Genomic DNA, 17,429 nt, shown 5'->3' with positions numbered 1-17,429 from the left:
TACCAAGTCGACATGTGCCGCTGGGCTGCCTGGAGCGGAGCTCCGAAATATCTGGAAGAAGTCATTTGCGACCCGGCGCATTCGCTGATTGATCAGAGCCGTAACGCACTTTCCTGCAAGACGTCCGTCAATGCCGACGGGTTCGGCGTCGCCTGGTATGGTGAGCGGGAGATTCCTTGTGTTTACAAGGACGTGCGTCCGGCCTGGTCGGATCCGAACCTGTTGCAGATCGCCAAACACATACGCTCGCGCCACTTTCTGGCGCATGTACGCGCGTCCACCGGAACGGCGACTTCGCGGGACAACTGCCACCCGTTCACCTTTCAGCGCTGGACCTTCATGCACAACGGTCAGGTTGGCGGTTACGACAAGGTACGTCGCCGCCTCGACAACATGATCCCGGACGACCTCTACCGCGACCGAATCGGCGGCACCGACAGCGAAAGCCTGTTTCTGGTGGCGCTTGCCTATGGTCTTGATCTGCACCCGCGTGCGGCCATGGCACGCGCGGTGTTCGAGGCTGAAGCGCTGTCCAAATATGCCGGAACGACGCCGCACATGCGTTTTGCCGCCGGCTGGTCGGATGGAGAAACGCTCTTTGCGGCACGGTACGCTTCGGACAACCTGGCACCGACACTCTATTACCGTGTCTATGACGACGGCGTGATGGTGGTTTCAGAACCGCTGGACGAAGCGCGCGGCTGCTGGATGGAGGTTCCCCAGGGCCAGATGATCGAAGTCAGGGACGGCAAGGTGAAGCAGGTTGCCTTCCTGAGTGACGAACAGCTTGTTGATGCCTGATCGCACCGACTGATCGACCAGGCCTGATCAGGCCGAACTGCGATTGGCCGGAGGCTCTTTTGCAAAAGACTTCAGGCCGGACTTTCGATCCAGTGCCAGGCGATGTCGATTTCGTCCCGGTCAAAGTGTTTTTCCTGAATGCCGACCATCTTGGCGAACGTAGCGTCTATTGCAACAAGCGCCGCCAGCAATTTGCTGTCCGTCACGATGGCGATCTTGTTGAGATGCTGCATGTTGGCCAGCACCCATCTGATGTCCTCCTTGGCAGCCTCGAAGGACACGCCGACATGATCACCCAGAACGACCAGAACGCTGATCTTGCCCTGGTCCTCGATCATTTCTTCTGCCCGGGCGATCAGGCTCTGTTCCTGTTCGACATCGACTTTTCCGGAAATTTCGACCCCGAGAACAGCACCGTGGCTGCGGGGCAGGATAGTGTACATGCTGCTTCCTCCGGCAGTGTCTGACTGGTACATCCGGAAGCGTAAACCCATTCTCGGCAAATAAGAAACTGTCTGACCGGAACCGGAGCCTCTTCGGCGGGAAACGTCGTCGAGGAGGTGTGTCATGATGGGTCGCTCAGGCGTTTTACCGGCGGGCATCCGTCATCAAGGCCTGGGTCAGACCGTCGACCGTTTCCCGCATCTGGCGGGTCAGGGCGCAGCAGTCGGTACGATCGCGGCCATAACCCATGTTGAATGCGTAAAACGAAGGGGCCTGCCTGGGCATCAAGACGTGCTGAAGCATGGTTTCCAGCTTGTCGAACGCCTTGGCGATTTGAGCCTCTGCCGTTTTTGCCGCTGCATATTCATCCCAAAGCGACAGCAGCTCTTCAGCCACGTCTGCCGGCAGTGGTTCGCACAAGGTTAGAAAGTCCCGCCGTTCCCGATCCTGCCGGTTGTCGCCGGGTGTCTGCAAGGGGGCGGGGATATCTCCCGAAATGGCTTCACCGAGATCATGCACAAGCGTCAGTTTCAGGAGTTTGAGCAAGTCGATCGCTTTCAGCTCCTGTTCGAACAGCAGGACCATCAAGGCGAGCCGCCAGCTGTGTTCAGCCGTGCTTTCAGGCCTGCCATTGGCGGTCGTCCCTGAGCGAAGCGTGTCTTTCAGCTGCTCGGCAGATTGCAGGAAATCCAGGAGACCGGTCAGTCTGGCTGAGGAGATGTCCGGAAGATTGAGGGGAGGGGCGGTCTGTGTCATGGCGGCCAGACTAGGCCTGGTGGCCAGCTCGGACGAGCTTCCGCATAATTTATGCGCCAGACATTTATGCTGGTTTACGTGCCAGGCAATTCTTCGCGGACAAGGCGGGCAAAACGCCCATCGGAAAGCGGCAGGCGCGATATCCGGATGGTGCTTTCCGGAATGGTCATTTCCGGAAAATCGACATGTTCCGTGCTGTAGACAATGTCCGGGGCGTCTGGTTCGAACCAGCCATAGTCGGCCAGCCGATGCTCGGTTGCCCTTATGCCTTCGGACGCAAAACGCCAAAGGGGACGATTGAGAAACTCACTCACCGGGGCGCGCCATTCACAGGCACGCGGGCCGGACATGGCCAGCAGCCTGTGTGTGAGGTCGCAGACCAGATGCACGGGAACGGCTGACCGGGAGACCAGATCGAGCAGGGCCTTGTCGGCGGCGCTTTGCGGACGCGCCCTGAGCAGGCGAATGATTTTCGTCCTGTCATGGCCATCCGGCTGCACTTTGCCGCTCTCCCAGCGTGAAATCCGCGTCTGAGAGACGCCGAGTTCATGAGCCAGGGTTTCCTGCTTGACCCGGTTCAGCACGCGCCAGCGCCGGAGCGACGGGCCAAGACTGCTTTCCAGAACGGCGGTTTCTGTTCCCATACGCCAAGTGTAACGCGTCCATGTCCCTTTGTGCAGCAGGAAACGCCGCGCGGGCCACTCAGGCCAGGGCCACAGCCACGGCAGGGTCAGCGGTATTTTTCGATGAATTCGTCGATAGACAACTTGCGAAAGTCCGGAAGCCGTTGCTTCAGCTCGTCGTGGCTCCAGTCCCACCAGGAAATATCGATCAGGGCCTGTTCCTGCTGTTCGGAGAAACGCCGTTTGATTTCCCTGGCGGCCACACCGCCGACAACGGTGTAGGGCGCGACATCCTTGGAAACGACGGCCCCGGCCGCGACAATTGCCCCCGTGCCGATGGAAACGCCTGCCAGAACCGTAGCGTTGTGGCCAATCCACACGTCATGGCCGATGGTCACCCAGTCGTCCTTGCGCCACTGGAAGAACTCAGCGTCGTCCTCGCCGAGGTCATAGGCTGCCGCGCGATAGGTGAAGTGGTGCTGGGAGGCCCGCCAGGTCGCGTGGTTTCCCGGGTTGATGCGCACACGCCGGGCGATGGAACAGAACTTGCCGATCGTCGACCAGACGACATCACCTTCCTGCACGATATAGGAATAGTCCCCCATGCTGCTTTCGCGCATTTCCGTGCGTGCCCCCACCTCGGTCCAAATACCGAGATCACAGTTCAACACCCTGGCGTCCGGGTGAATGTTCGGGGCTTCGGTGAGGGCAGGCTTCTGGATCGGCGCGGACATGTGGGCTCCATCATCGGTGGCAGGGATATCTGAGCTGGCTTTTAGCCTTGCCTGTACCGACCGTCATGACGCTTTGATGACCGTGAGGTGACTTCCTTATCTTTTTTCACGGGCATCACCACAGGCGAAAGGGCCCCCGGCAAGTGAGGGCTGTCGTTTTGAACACGGATTTCTGAGCAGACTAAAGTCAGGCAGGTGAAATGCCGACAGGACTCGGAAAGCTCTGAGAGACTTACGGAATCCCTGCATTGGACGGTTCTCCTGACCGCGCTCCAGGTCTGGATGTCATTGATTTGTCATAAAATTTTAGGCCTCCAGACAAAGGACTGTCATTTTTCTGTAATCGTCCGATGGCTCTTGTCGCGCAGCACAAAGAACACAACGGACAGGGCTGGCGCGTGATTCAATTTAAGGAAGTCACCAAGACCTTCGGGTCTCGGACCGCGGTCAACAAAGTAAGTTTTGATATCGACAAACCGCAAATGGTCGGGATCATTGGCCGGTCCGGCGCCGGCAAATCCACTTTGCTGCGCATGATCAACCGGCTGACGCCGGCAAGCTCCGGGCAGATCCTGTTCGAGGACCGGGACATTCTCGGTTTGAAGGGCGGCATGATGCGCCGCTGGCAGCGCGATTGCGCCATGGTTTTCCAGCAGTTCAACCTGGTTCCGCGTCTGGATGTGGTCACCAACGTGATGCTTGGCCGTCTCAACGGTCACGGCACCTTGAAAAGTCTCTTCAATATCTTCAGCCAGGAAGACGTCAATTCCGCGCTCGCGGCGCTCGACAGGCTGGGTATTGCCCAGGAAGCCACCAAACGGGCCGAGGAGCTGTCCGGCGGCCAGCAGCAACGCGTTGCCATTGCCCGCGCCCTGATGCAGGACCCGCACATGATCCTGGCGGACGAGCCGATTGCCTCTCTCGATCCGATGAATGCCAAGATCGTGATGGATGCGCTGCGCGAAATCCATGAGCGCGACAACAAGATCGTCATCTGCAACCTGCACACGCTCGACACAGCCCGGACCTATTGCGACCGGGTGATTGGCATGCGCGACGGTTTCCTCGTGTTCGACGGGCCTCCGGAAGCGCTGACCACGGCTGTCGCACGCGAAATCTACGGGGCCGATGAGAGCTTCAACGAGGCGGCGACGTCCACCGCCATCGATGCCGGCCAGGCCGGCTCCACAGAATCCGCCGGTGCGATGACCCCGGCGGTGGCAGCGGTCTGATCCGTCTGCGCACCCGCTTAACGTCATCACTATTGAGAACTCTGGGGGAGTGTCCCAAATGAAACTCGTTGCTAAAGTTGCTGCACTTGCTGCCGTCAGCATGATTGCCCTGAACGCTTCTGTTGCCGGTGCAGCGGAAATCACTGAATTCCGTATCGGCCTGCTCGGCGGCGAAAACGCTTCCGACCGTCTGCGTGCCAACGAATGCCTGCGCGAAAAGACCGAGGAACTGCTCGGCGTTCCCACCAAGCTGTTCGCTCCGGCTGACTACAACGGCGTCATCGAAGGCCTGCTTGGCGGCAACCTCGACATGGCCTGGCTCGGTGCTTCCGGCTACGCAAAAGTGTTCCTGACTGACCCGGAAGCTGTTGAGCCGGTTCTGGTCAAGGTCAACAACGACGGCAGCTACGGCTACTATTCCATCGGCTTTGCCCGCGTTGACAGCGAGATCAATTCCCTCGCGGACATGAAGGGCAAGACCTTCGGCTTCGGCGACCCGAACTCCACCTCCGGCTACCTGATCCCGTCCATCGAAATCCCGAAACTCGGCTACTCCATGGAGCCGGGCGACTATTTCTCCGACGTCGTCTTTACCGGTGGTCACGAGCAGACCATCGTTGCTGTGTTCAACGGCGACATTGCCGCCGGTGTGACCTGGGCTGACGGCCTCGGCGAATGGGAAGACGGCTACAACTCCGGTGCGCTGCGCAAGGCAACCGATGCCGGTCTGGTCGACATGACCGAGATCAAGGAAATCTGGCGTTCGCCAGTGATCCCGGAAGGCCCGGTCGTTCTGTCCAAGAAGCTTCCGGACGACGTCAAGGCGAAGATGACCGAACTGATGGCCAACCTCGTCAAGGACGACCAGGAATGTGCCTATGGTGTCATGGCCGGTGAAGCACGCGGCTTCGAACCGATCACCCATGAAGCTTACGAGTCGATCGTCGCAGCCCGCAAGGCAAAGAGCGAATAATCGCCAGCTTCGAACTTTGCGCGGGCCGGCTTCTGGCCCGCGTATTGCCCTTGGGGGTCGGCAACCGGCCTCAACGCCGCCCGAAGAGCCTGGCTTCGGCAGGATGAAGCCTGCAACGCCACTCCGCTCCGGATGAAGCGAGCATCAAGTAAAGGTTCCAAACAATGGCTGTTGCCGCACTCGAGCAGGAAATCCTGTCCATGCGCAAACGCCGCCAGCTCTATTCAATGATAGGGCTGCTGCTGGTCGTCGCGGTTCTGGTCTCCGGATATTCAAAATCCAATGCCATGAACTCCGGCGGGTTCATTCAGGGCCTGTCGAAGTTCTTCGACTATCCGGGCGAAATCGTCGTTGAAGCCTTTGATGCCGGACCGGCCTTTTTCTCGCTGGTGTTGCAGTTTGTGCCGGCCATGATGGAAACCTTGAACATTGCCGCGGTCGCGACCCTTCTGGGCGGTGCAATGGCGGTGGTGCTGGCCATGGCCTCCACACGAAATGTCGATAGCTGGGGACCGCTGATCCCGGTGGTCCGCCGCATCATGGACATTACGCGCGCCTTTCCCGAACTGATCATCGCCCTGTTCCTGATCTTCGTGCTCGGGTCCAGTCCGGTGCCGGCCATGATCGCGGTTGCCTTTCACACGGCCGGGGCGCTCGGCAAACTCTTCTCCGAAGTGAACGAGAACATCGACCGCAAGCCCATCGAGGGCCTGTCGGCCTGCGGGGCCAGCTGGTTGCAGCGCATCCGGTTTGCCGTGCTGCCCCAGGTCGCGCCGAACTATCTCAGCTATTTTCTGCTGCGCCTGGAAATCAACGTGCGCGCTTCGGCCATCCTCGGCTTCGTCGGTGCCGGTGGTATCGGTCAGGAGCTGCGTCGCACCATCGGCTGGGGCAAGGGCGCGGGCGATGAAACCGCCGCGATCTTCGTCCTTCTGTTCATAACCATCATGGCCATCGACCAGCTTTCGTCCTACCTGCGCGGCAAGCTGGTTGGCTCCGGCCGGGCGCATTGAGGGAAAATCTCATGACCGTCGATACGCTCGAAACACCCGTCACCCAGGCATTGGTCTGGGGCCAGATCCGCCGGCGGGCGCTGGTTACAGTGGCTCTACCGCTCGCAGTCCTCACATACCTCGTCTACACGTGGTTTGCTTTCGGCGTGCCGGAACTGCTCTCCCGCGCCCAACCGGAGCGGGCCTTGATTCTGGCAACCGATTCCGTTGCCTACAAGGTTCATGTCACCAAGGATTTCCGGCACAACGACTTCAAAGTCGCCATAGAAGGCGAGCGCACTGCGACATACGACAATGCGAAGTTGCCGGAGTGGGTGCAGATCGAAGGCGAAAACGGCGTGGTCGATCTCGGGGACGGTTACCAGGTCGAGATTGACGGCAAGACGGCCCTGTTCACGATTCCCGGCTACGGCGTGGTCAAAGGCACCGCGACTGCCAAGGGCGTCGACACCGTTCTGCCGGACGGGCCAGTTCCGGACTGGATCAAGGACAATCCGCGCAAACTCGACGTTCGTCCGACGCTTGACCGGCGCCTGCAGATCACCAAGACGAAGATCGAGGTTCACAACTACTTCGGTGGCTGGGAGAATTTCTGGTTCCCGTTCCGCTCGCCGCTCTACGGCATGTCCTTCAGCCAGCTTTATGCGCTGGCGTTGAGCGCGGATCGCATGGACCCGGACACATCGAACCTCTGGTTCATCGTCAACGAGTTCCTTAAGAACCCCGACTGGCAGCACGGCAAGGTCTTCACCGCCTTGTTCGAGACCATCATGATGGCGGTGCTCGGCACGCTGACGGCCGCGTTCTTCGGTCTGCCGCTGGCATTTCTGGCCGCGCGCAATTTCACGCCGTCGAAACTGTTTCACTTCGGAACCCGTCGTCTCTTCGACTTCCTGCGCGGCATCGACATGCTGATCTGGTCGCTGATCTTCATTCGCGCGTTCGGCCTCGGACCGCTGACCGGGGCGCTGGCAATTGCCTTCACCGACACCGGTTCGCTCGGCAAGCTGTTTTCCGAAGCACTGGAGAACATCGACAACAAGCAGGTTGAAGGCGTGAGGGCGACCGGCGCCAACCAGATCCAGCGGTATCGCTACGGGGTGATCCCGCAGATCCTGCCTGTTTTCGTGTCCCAGGTGCTTTATTACCTGGAATCCAACACCCGGTCGGCCACGGTCATCGGCGCACTCGGGGCAGGGGGCATCGGTCTCTTGCTGGTCGAAACCATGAAGACCTCGCGCGATTGGGAAAACACCAGCTACATCATCATCCTGACCATCGTCGTGGTGATAATGATGGACCAGGCGTCTGGCTGGTTGCGCCGGAAGCTGATTGAAGGAAAATAAGGCCTTCCGACCGGAAAAAGGGATGACCCGGCGCGGCAGTGGCGTCGGGTTTGTCTTGATAACTTCAGCTACCCTCTTTTTGCCGTATTTATGTCGCGCTAGCGTGTCAGCGTTCGACAAATCGTTTCGAAGCTGCGGAGGGGCCTGTGCGTCAGGGCATGCGAAATCATCTGGTAAATGTTGCGTTCGGAACCGGTCTGTCGATGATGGCCATGACAGGATCGGCCTTTGCCATCGAAAGCTGTGTGGCTTCATTGAAGAAGCAGGCGGTTGCTGCCGGTGTCCGTCCGGAAATCGCCGAGCGCATGTTGTCGGGCGCAACCTTTGACGAGAAAGTCATTCGCTTCTCGACGTCCCAGCCCGAGCACAAGACCGAAATCTGGGACTACATGGCCTTTCTGGTCGACACACAGCGGATCCAGGACGGCAAGGCCAATCTGAAGAAGCACAGCCGAACGCTCTCCTCCATCGAAAAGCGATACGGTGTCGACCGGCATGTGGTGCTGGCTGTCTGGGGGATCGAGAGTGACTACGGTAATTTCCGGGGCGATTTCTACACACCGCACGCGCTGGCCAATCTGGCGTGCGCCGGCAAGCGGCGCCAGAAGTATTTTCGGGGCGAGCTGATCAAGACCATGCAGATTGCCTCGCGTGGCGATGTTCCAGCCAAGGATTTTGTCGGCTCCTGGGCAGGGGCCTTCGGTCAGACCCAGTTCATGCCGAGTACCTACAACAGCCTTGCCGTCGATTTCGACGGCGATGGCCGCAAGGATCTGGTGAACTCCGTCCCCGACGCGCTTGCGTCAACGGCGAACTTCCTGAAGAACGCCGGGTGGCGGAACAGCCGGCCCTGGGGGTATGAAGTCAAGGCTCCCAAGAGCTACAGCGGCCCGTCCGGCCGGAAGAACTACTCCTCCCTGTCGACCTGGGGCAAGCGCGGCTTCACCAATATCGATGGCAGCGCCCTTTCCGGCAAACTGGACGCGGCCCTGATCCAGCCCGCAGGCGCGGGCGGTCCGTCTTTCCTGGTGACACGCAACTTCCGGGCGCTGCGGTCCTACAACGCGTCGACCTCCTACGGTCTGGCGATTGCCCTGTTGTCGGAACTCGTTTCCGGAGGCGAGCCGTTCAAGACACCGTGGCCGACGGATAACCCGGGCCTTTCCCGTGCGCAGCGCGTGGAGCTGCAGAAGCTCCTCAATCGCAATGGCTTCAATGTCGGCGAGCCGGATGGCAAGGTCGGCCCGGCCACGCGTGAAGGCATCCGCAAGGCGGAGGCACGCCACGGCCTGCCGGTGACGGGCCGCCCGTCCTGGAATGTCTATTCGGTGCTTGGGGGCAAATAGCGGAAAGCGAATTTTGCGCGCTCTTGCCGGAACCGGGTTTCGAGTATGAGTTCACACCCTGGCTTCAACGCTCTGAGGCAGGGAAACAGTCAGGCTGGAATGGAGGCAGCTTCTGTTCCGGCCTGTTTTCTTTGCCTGATACATGGCTTCATCCGCGCTTCTCAGCAGCTCGTATTCCAGATCAGGTCCATTGGGCAGAGCCGCGATACCAACGCTCGCACCGACTGTCCTGTCCTCGGCGCCATCGATCGGAATCGGCAGGTTGATCTCGTGGACGATTCTTTCGGCGAGCGCCGATAGATTGTCGGCTTCCGTGCGTCGCGTCGACAGGATAAGAAACTCGTCGCCGCCCATGCGGACAAGCGTCTCGTCCTTGTGCAGCAGACCCGACAACCGGCCGGCGATAGCCTGGATGACCTGATCTCCGACCGAGTGTCCGTAATGATCGTTGACGCTTTTGAACCGGTCGAGATCGATCAGAACGGCGGCGACCTTGACGCCCGGCGCGAGGCCGGTTCTGGCCGTTTCGAAGAATTTCGACATAATCCGGCGGTTGCCGACACCTGTCAGCGCATCGTGCAGGGCATTGAACTCGATCCGGGCGTTGAGGTCCCGCAGGCTGGCGTTGGCATCCTGCAATTCCGCATTCAGGGTTTCGGTTCTGGTGCGCAGTTCCCGCTCATAATCGGCCTTGCTGTGCGCCAGCCGGAATTCCAACCGGTTCCGGAAGTCGTTGCTTTGACGTTCCGTTTCCTCGGTGAACATCTTCTGCTGAAGTGTCACATAGGCTTTCAGGTACCCGAGTGCGTTGCGGTGATCTTCCAGAGCTTCATGAGTATGTGAAAGCTTCAGGTAGAAATTGCGCGTCCAGTGGTGATAGTTGGCTTCGGCGGCAATCAGCAGGCCGCTTTCGAGTTCGGCTTGCGCTTCATCAAAGCGCTGCTCCTCGAACAGGCTCAATCCCAGCACGTAATGCAGGTGACAGGCGACCCGGCGGTCCTCGCTGAACTGAGCTGCGACCAGCCCCTTGGCGGCGAGTGTGCGGGCCTCTTCCAGCTCACCGGCTTTCACCAGTGCGGCCCCCAGAACCTCGTAAGCGTAAGGCAGATTGACAGCATTGCGATGCTTGAGCGCAACTGCCAGGCAGGCCTTTGCCGAGTCGACGGCAGCTTCAACAGTGCCGCAGCGCAATTCGATACGCGACAAGGTTTGCAGTATATGCGAGCGCTCATAAACAAGGTTCAGCCGGTCGGCGATGGCCATGGCTTCCTGTAGCTTGGAGAGTGCCTTTTCGTAGTCATGATGGTAGGCGCACATGTTCGCGAGCACGGTGAGCGATTCGATGCCGGCACGGCCATGGGCTTCGGCGCCCAGGATCTCCAGACTTTCACCCAGGATGGCATCGGCCTTGCTGAGTTCACCAAGGCTGTAGACGCAGACAGACTTGATCACCAGAAGCTTGGACCAGCCTTGCGGATCCTGCTTTTGATCCATCATGGAGAAGGCCTTGTCGGCCAGCCTTGTCGCCGCATCAAAATGGCCGGACCAGCGTTCCAGCCAGGAAAGATTGAACTGAAGCGGACGGTTGCCGGGATCCGGCGTCGGGTCCCGCTGCAGGGCGTTGTACAAAAGGCGTTTGCAAAACGCCGGATTACGCCATCGCAGGGCCCAGCTTCGCTCTTGCAAATCCTTCAGATGCGCCTCCCACAACGGTAGGTTCCAAAAATCATCATTGGGTATCATAGGCATATTTTTTTAACGTAGCGGAAATTCATTGGGATAAGCCATAGATTTGTTGCGTTGCGAAAATCAACGGCGCTATATATTGTTGAAATTCTGGAGGGTTACGCATGTCCGGGCGGATATTGACTGTTGCACAGCAAAAAGGCGGGTCAGGGAAAACAACCCTTGCAGCCCACCTTGCCGTTGCACTTGCCAAACAGTCTGGAGAACCGGTGGCGATCCTCGACGTGGATCCGCAGGGCTCTCTGGGAACCTGGTTCGAGGCGCGGGAAGACAACCTGGGCGAAGACAATACCGGTCTTGAATTCCGAACCGCCTCCGGGTGGGGAGCAAGGCGCGAGGCCCGTTCGCTCGCCAAGTCGCATGGCTACGTGGTTATCGATACACCGCCCAAGATTGACAGCGATGCCAAGCCGGCGATCGACGCGGCGGACTTCGTGATTGTGCCGATCCAGCCGACGCCGGTCGACCTGTGGGCGACGGCGCAGACCGTCGAGATGGCGACGCGTGAAGATACGCCGGCACTGCTGGTGCTGAATCGCGTGCCGCCTCGTGCATCCCTGACCGGCGAAATGGCCGATGCCATTGCAGCCTCTGGCTATGACGCGCTCAATGCCCGCTTGGGCAACCGCACCGTTTTCGCCGCCGCAATGGGCAGAGGGTACGCCGTGACCGAGGACGCGCCGTCCAGCAAGGCAGCCCAGGAAGTTGCACTGCTGATCGAGGAACTGGTCGGCAGGATCGGTTAAGCTCTCGGGGCTACCCAAGTCTCCTAGCGTAAGCAGAGTTCACTCTAAAATCTTTTTTGCCTTGTCCTTGTCACGTTCCAGTGCCTTGATAGGGCAAACTATGGGCCCCGGAGGATTGGCCATGTTCGTTTTTTCGTTTTTTTCCCAAAGGCTTTCCATGAATTTCAAACATCGCTTCAAAACAGTTGCGAAGACGGCACTGCTGGCCGTTGCAGCCACAGGTCTGGCCGGTATGGTGGCCACATCCGCTGGTGCGCAGGACCGCCGGGTCGTCACCATCGATGACGCCGATTTCTTCGGTGGTGACTATCGCACTGTGAAGGATGTCGATCTGGACGGGTGCAAATCCGTCTGCCTTGGCGACACGCAATGCCGCGCCTTTACTTTCAACACCTCTGCGGGATGGTGTTTCCTGAAAACAGACTATGGCGAATTGCAGAGCTTCGCCGGCGCGATCGCCGGCCGTGTGGTTGAAGTCAAGGCGCCGCGCGCCGACCAGAGCGCGGATCGCAAGGCCGAGCTCGTTTTTGTTCCCAAGTCCCAGTTGGAAGGTGCGCAGACCTATTCCCTCAGCATTGTAAATTCGGTGCGCCCCAACGGTCAGACGACGGATCAGTTGCGCCGAAGCGGGCAGGCTGCCCTCGGCGCGCGGAACGGTGCACTTGCCGAAGCCGATTTCCTCCAGCTGATCAAGCTGGAACCTGGCGAATTCGACGCCTGGACCCAGCTCACCACTGCCTTGCTGCTGCAGAATCCCGAGAGCTGGCGGGATAGGGAAACCAAGCGCAAGAACGCGATATATGCCTCGATCAATGCCTATCTACGCTCGGTGAGTGCACAGGAACGTGCTTTGTCGCTGGAACTGCTGGGCCGCTCGCTGATCCAGAGCAGCGAATACAAGACCGCGATCAAGGCCCTGCGGGCGTCACTGGCAGCAGAGGAAAACCCCAGTATTCGCCGTCAGTATGCGGATCTGGTGGCGGAACATGGCTTCCGGATTGTCGATCACGAAGTGGATTCCGACAGTGCGGCGCCGCGGATCTGTCTGGTCTTCTCGCAAAAACTGCCGCTCGGCCAGGACATGAGCCCATATGTCAGCGTAAGCGGTGAGGGATCGTTCGCCATCGAATCGGAAGGCAACCAGATCTGTGCCGATGGGCTCAAGCATGGCGGCCGCTACCAGATCACAGCTCGCAGTGGCCTGCCGGCCGCCGACGGCGAGAAACTGGAAAAGACCGCCGACCTTACTGTCTACGTCAAGGACCGCTCGCCGTCCGTGAGCTTTCTGAGCCGCTCCTATGTTCTTCCCGCTGGCGGTGATCCCACGATTCCCATCGTCTCCGTAAACACTTCGCAAGTCGAGACCTCTATCTACCGCATCGGCAACCGCTCCATCGCCGATATTCTGCGTGACAATCGCTTCCTGCGACAGCTCGACACTTGGCGGGCGGATCAGATCGAGGACGAATTGGGCGAGAAGGTCTGGACCGGGATCGTCGAGACCGGCAACGACCTCAATCAGGACATCACCACGGCCATACCGATTTCCGAAACCGGCATTGAGCTGGAACCGGGTGTCTACGCCATGACGGCGCGCTCCAAGCTGGATCAGAAGAACCGCTGGGGCACACTGGCAACCCAGTGGTTCCTGGTGTCAGATCTTGGTTTGACGGCCCTGTCGGGCGACAACGGAATTGCGGCCAATATCCGTTCTCTGACGAGTGCCAAGGCACTGGAAGGCGTGAGCGTTCGCCTTTTGGCCGTCAACAACGATATCCTGGGTGAAGCCGTCAGCAACGCGGAAGGTTTTGCCGAATTTCCAGTCGGTCTCACCCGAGGCCGCGGCGGCCAGGCACCCGGCATTCTGGTGGCGGAAACATCAGAGGGGGACTATTCCTTCCTGGATCTGCGCAAGCCTGCGTTCGATCTTTCCGACCGCGGTGTCGAAGGCCGCGCGGCACCAGGTCCGCTCGATGTTTTTGCCTGGACGGATCGCGGCATCTACAAGGCTGGCGAAACCGTGCACGCCCAGGCTCTGCTGCGCAACGCAAGCGCAACGGCGCAGGAAGACTTTCCGCTCACCTTCATCTTCAACCGGCCCGACGGGGTTGAGCACGCCCGCTTTACCGTGAACGATGGCGGGCTCGGCGGCCACCTTCAGGACGTGACACTGACAGCGTCTGCACAACAGGGCATCTGGTCCTGGCAGGTCTTTGCCGATCCGAAAGGTCGGGCCCTGACCGAGCAGACCTTCCTTGTGGAAGACTATCAGCCCGAGCGCGTCGATTTTGACCTCAAGACCGACGCCAAGGCCTTCAACCGGACCGGACCGACATCGGTTTCCCTGGATGCCAAGTATCTCTACGGGTCGCCGGCCAGTGGCCAGACGCTGGAGGGTGATGTCATCGTACGTCCCATCCGGACGCTTGAAGCCCATCCCGGGTATCAGTTCGGCATTGCCGATGCAGATGCCTATTCCCAGCGCGGCTCACTTTCGTCCGGCCTGAAGACCGACGACGACGGCAAACTTACCTTTGACGTCTTCATGCCCGACCTTCCAGAGACCACCATGCTTTATACCGGCGAGCTGATTGCGCGCCTCGTGGAAGCCGGCGGCCGCTACGTGGAGCGGGATCTGGATCTGCCCGTGGCCATCGACGGTCCGCGCATTGGCGTGAAGCCAGCTTTCGACGGTGATGTCGATGAAGGCGGCCCTGCAGATTTCTCCGTGATCGTCATCGATGAGGACGGCAAGGAAATGGATGCGGCTGATATTGGCTGGACTCTTTCCAAGGTCGACCGGCGATACCAGTGGTACCGGTATGACGGCAACTGGTCGTATGAGCCGATCACCACAACCCGCCGTGTTGCCACGGGTAAACTGCAGGTGACGGCCGGCCAGCCGGCCCAGCTTTCCCTTCCGGTGGAATGGGGCGAGTACCGGCTTGATGTCGAAGGCAGCGGACCGCTGCAGACATCCACGCGTGTCACCTTCGATGCCGGCTGGTATTCCGCCGATGCTTCTTCCGATACGCCTGATTATCTGGACGTTGGTCTCGACAAGACCAGCTATCGGCCCGGTGACACGGCCAAACTGCGCCTGAAACCACAGATGGCCGGGATTGCCGTGATCAATGTTGTTTCCGGTGGCTTGCTGGCCAGCAAGACCGTTGAAGTGTCGGCCGAGGAAACCGAGGTCGACATACCGGTCAGTGACGACTGGGGGGCAGGGGCCTACATAACAGCCAGCCTCTACCGGCCAATGGACCTGGAGCAGAAGCGAATGCCGTCGCGTGCGGTGGGCTTGTCCTGGCTGCAGGTCGATCCTGGTGACCGGGTGCTTGACGTGGAATTGTCGGCACCGAACCGGATACTGCCCGAAACGACGCTGGACGTGCCGGTGAAACTGGCGAACCTGAAAGCGGGCGAGCAGGCGTATCTGACGGTTGCCGCCGTTGATGTCGGCATCCTCAACCTGACCGGTTTCAAGACGCCCGATCCGGAGAAATGGTATTTCGGCCAGCGGCGCCTTGGCACAGATTTCCGTGATCTGTATGGCCAGTTGATAGACCGGATGGCAGGAACCCGTGGGCGGGTCCGATCCGGAGGAGATGCCGCAGGCATGCGGCTCGATGCACCCCCGCCGGATGAAGAACCGCTTGCCCTGTTCTCCGGGCTGGTGACCGTGGGCGACAACGGCGAAGCGACAGTCTCCTTCGATATCCCGGCCTTCAATGGCGCGGTCAAACTGATGGCGGTTGCCTGGACAAAGGATGGTGTCGGGTCTGCGGATCAGGAAGTGGAAGTACGTTCGCCGGTGGTGATGACGGCCAGTGCCCCCGCCTTCCTGGCACCGGGCGACCAGTCGCGCATCGCGCTGGAGATCGACAATGTCGATGGTCCGTCCGGCGCTTATGCACTCGATGTGTCTGTGGCGGACGGCCTGCGGCTGGAAGGCGGCAGCACGGATCAGTCGCGCACGCTTGATTTGGAAAACGGCAAGAAGGCGCTGGTTCTCCTGGCTGTGTCAGCGGAAGACAAGCTGACCAAGTCTGAAATCGTGGCCTCTCTCACCGGGCCCCAGGGCGAAGTCTTCGTCAAGCGTTTCAGCCTCGAGGTTGAAGATAACCAGCCCGAAATCGTTCGTCAGAGCGCCTTCTCGCTGGCTTCCGGAGACAGCCTGTCGCTGGATGCGGATACGTTTGACGGCCTGCGGGCGGACACGGTTGACATCACCCTGTCTGCGGGCGGGGCGGCAAGCATTGACGTAGCAGGCCTCCTGGCTGCACTCGACCGCTATCCCTATGGCTGCACCGAGCAAACCACCAGCCGAGCCCTGCCGTTGCTCTATCTGAGCGAAGTTGCCGAGGCTGCCGGTCTCGGCGGCGACAGCGCCATTCGTGAACGCGTCGTCAAGGCGATTGCACGGATCCTGTCGAACCAGTCGTCGTCCGGTGATTTCGGTCTTTGGAACAGCTATGGCGGCGGTGACACCTGGCTGGACGCCTATGTTACCGACTTCCTGACGCGTGCTCGCGAAAAGGGCTATCTGGTTCCCGATCTCGCGTTCACTTCAGCGCTGGACAATCTGGAAAACAGATTGGCCTATTCGTCCGACTTCCAGGATGGCGGCGAAGGCGTTGCCTATGCGCTTTATGTGTTGGCCCGCAACGGCCGCGCTTCGATGGGGGATCTTCGCTACTACCTGGATGCCAAGCTGCAGAACTTTGCGACTCCGCTCGCCAAGGCGCAGGTTGCCGCCGGGCTTGCCCTCTATGGAGAGCGTGAGCGGGCTACCACCGGATTCCGGGTGGCGCTTGCCGCCTTGCCGAAGGAAGCTCCTCAGTATTATCGCGACGACTATGGCTCGATCCTGCGCGATAGCGCCGGGGTGACGGACTATGTCGTTTCAGCGTCCATGGACGACAGTCTGAAATCCGAAGCCATCGATTTCCTGAAAACCGCTCAGGCCAACAAGCCATACCGGTCGACCCAGGACATGGCCTGGCTGCTGCTGGCAGCCAATGCGCTCAACGAATCCGCGCAGGACGCCCGGATCTCCGTTCGTGGTGAAGTGACACCCGGGCGCCTGGCCTGGTCGCTGGCGGGCAGCGAAGTCGCAGACTTCCCGGCAGAAGTGAAGAACAACGGTGACGCGGCAACGGAGCTTCTCGTTTCCGTGGCCGGTCAGCCGCTGGTTCCCGAACCGGCCGGTGGCAAGGACTATGCGATTGAACGCACGGTCTACGACCTGGACGGCAACCCGATCGATCCAACCGCAGTTCCGGTCAATACCCGGCTGGCTGTGGTCGTGACCGTGCGGGCCCTGACGGATCATCCGGGCCGGCTGATGGTGGTCGATCGCTTGCCTGCCGGTCTGGTGATTGATAATCCGCGGCTGGTACGGTCCGGTGATCTCGGCGGCCTTTCGTTCCTTGATACGGTTGATCAGCCGGAGCATACGGCCTTCTACAAGGACCGTTTCGAAGTGGCTGTCGACCAGACCCGTTCGAGCGGCAAGGAGCTGACTTTGGCCTATCTTGCAAGGGCGGCGACCCCGGGGGACTACTCGCACCCGCCGGCATCGGTTGAGGACATGTATCGTCCCGATCGGCGTGCCATCACGTCGACCGGCCGGCTGGTTGTTCTCGGGCCGACTCGGTAAGGCC

General features: G+C 60.0%; 13 protein-coding genes. 8 read left to right on the top strand and 5 right to left on the bottom strand.

Annotated features, from left to right (window positions below):
- Positions 1 to 12 precede the first annotated feature (12 nt).
- Positions 13 to 801 carry a class II glutamine amidotransferase gene (locus AC2A6O_RS03175; protein WP_148584382.1) on the top strand — a complete coding sequence of 263 codons (789 nt, stop codon included), beginning with the start codon at positions 13 to 15 and terminating at the stop codon, positions 799 to 801.
- 71 nt (positions 802 to 872) lie between these two features.
- Here AC2A6O_RS03175 and AC2A6O_RS03170 read toward each other — a convergent pair whose 3' ends face one another.
- The 4 genes from AC2A6O_RS03170 to AC2A6O_RS03155 form a co-directional block, all read right to left on the bottom strand.
- On the bottom strand, positions 873 to 1,244 hold the full coding sequence (locus tag AC2A6O_RS03170; RefSeq protein WP_148584381.1) for a SpoIIAA family protein: 372 nt from the start codon (positions 1,242 to 1,244) through the stop codon (positions 873 to 875).
- A 145-nt stretch (positions 1,245 to 1,389) separates the two neighbouring features.
- A complete protein-coding gene (locus tag AC2A6O_RS03165; RefSeq protein ID WP_498925694.1) occupies positions 1,390 to 2,001 on the bottom strand; it encodes an HD domain-containing protein in 612 nt (203 codons plus the stop codon).
- 74 nt (positions 2,002 to 2,075) lie between these two features.
- Positions 2,076 to 2,645, bottom strand: coding sequence for a helix-turn-helix domain-containing protein (locus AC2A6O_RS03160; RefSeq protein ID WP_498925693.1), 570 nt, complete (start codon positions 2,643 to 2,645; stop codon positions 2,076 to 2,078).
- An 86-nt stretch (positions 2,646 to 2,731) separates the two neighbouring features.
- On the bottom strand, positions 2,732 to 3,358 hold the full coding sequence (locus tag AC2A6O_RS03155) for a DapH/DapD/GlmU-related protein (RefSeq protein WP_148584378.1): 627 nt from the start codon (positions 3,356 to 3,358) through the stop codon (positions 2,732 to 2,734).
- Between the two features lie 398 nt (positions 3,359 to 3,756).
- On the opposite strand from AC2A6O_RS03155, the gene phnC reads away from it, so the two are divergent.
- The 5 genes from phnC to AC2A6O_RS03130 all read left to right on the top strand — a co-directional run bounded on the left by phnC (position 3,757) and on the right by AC2A6O_RS03130 (position 9,268).
- Positions 3,757 to 4,590, top strand: a complete 834-nt coding sequence (gene phnC, locus AC2A6O_RS03150; RefSeq protein ID WP_148584377.1) for a phosphonate ABC transporter ATP-binding protein — start codon at positions 3,757 to 3,759, stop codon at positions 4,588 to 4,590.
- Positions 4,591 to 4,648: 58 nt separating this feature from the next.
- Positions 4,649 to 5,563 (top strand): phosphonate ABC transporter substrate-binding protein, encoded by a 915-nt coding sequence (gene phnD, locus AC2A6O_RS03145; protein WP_498925692.1) that lies wholly within the window; start codon positions 4,649 to 4,651, stop codon positions 5,561 to 5,563.
- A gap of 164 nt (positions 5,564 to 5,727) precedes the next feature.
- Positions 5,728 to 6,576: a phosphonate ABC transporter, permease protein PhnE gene (phnE, locus tag AC2A6O_RS03140; protein WP_498925691.1), complete on the top strand. Its 849-nt coding sequence runs from the start codon at positions 5,728 to 5,730 to the stop codon at positions 6,574 to 6,576.
- Between the two features lie 11 nt (positions 6,577 to 6,587).
- Entirely contained in the window at positions 6,588 to 7,922 is a 1,335-nt protein-coding gene (phnE, locus tag AC2A6O_RS03135; RefSeq protein ID WP_498925690.1) for a phosphonate ABC transporter, permease protein PhnE, read from the top strand.
- Between the two features lie 203 nt (positions 7,923 to 8,125).
- A complete protein-coding gene (locus AC2A6O_RS03130) occupies positions 8,126 to 9,268 on the top strand; it encodes a lytic murein transglycosylase (RefSeq protein ID WP_498925914.1) in 1,143 nt (380 codons plus the stop codon).
- 51 nt (positions 9,269 to 9,319) lie between these two features.
- Here AC2A6O_RS03130 and AC2A6O_RS03125 read toward each other — a convergent pair whose 3' ends face one another.
- The gene (locus tag AC2A6O_RS03125; protein ID WP_498925689.1) at positions 9,320 to 10,897 is read right to left on the bottom strand and encodes a diguanylate cyclase domain-containing protein; all 1,578 of its coding nucleotides are present in this window, start codon (positions 10,895 to 10,897) and stop codon (positions 9,320 to 9,322) included.
- A 221-nt stretch (positions 10,898 to 11,118) separates the two neighbouring features.
- Between AC2A6O_RS03125 and parA the strand changes: the two genes are divergently transcribed.
- Together parA and AC2A6O_RS03115 are read left to right on the top strand one after the other, a co-directional pair.
- Positions 11,119 to 11,760, top strand: coding sequence for a ParA family partition ATPase (gene parA / locus AC2A6O_RS03120; protein ID WP_498925688.1), 642 nt, complete (start codon positions 11,119 to 11,121; stop codon positions 11,758 to 11,760).
- A 157-nt stretch (positions 11,761 to 11,917) separates the two neighbouring features.
- Positions 11,918 to 17,425 carry an MG2 domain-containing protein gene (locus AC2A6O_RS03115; RefSeq protein ID WP_498925687.1) on the top strand — a complete coding sequence of 1,836 codons (5,508 nt, stop codon included), beginning with the start codon at positions 11,918 to 11,920 and terminating at the stop codon, positions 17,423 to 17,425.
- Positions 17,426 to 17,429: the final 4 nt, after the last annotated feature.

This window comes from Labrenzia sp. ATLA3 (genome assembly GCF_057180185.1).
Note: the sequence above shows the minus strand (reverse complement) of the source record. Positions and strands in the feature narration are given on the sequence as shown.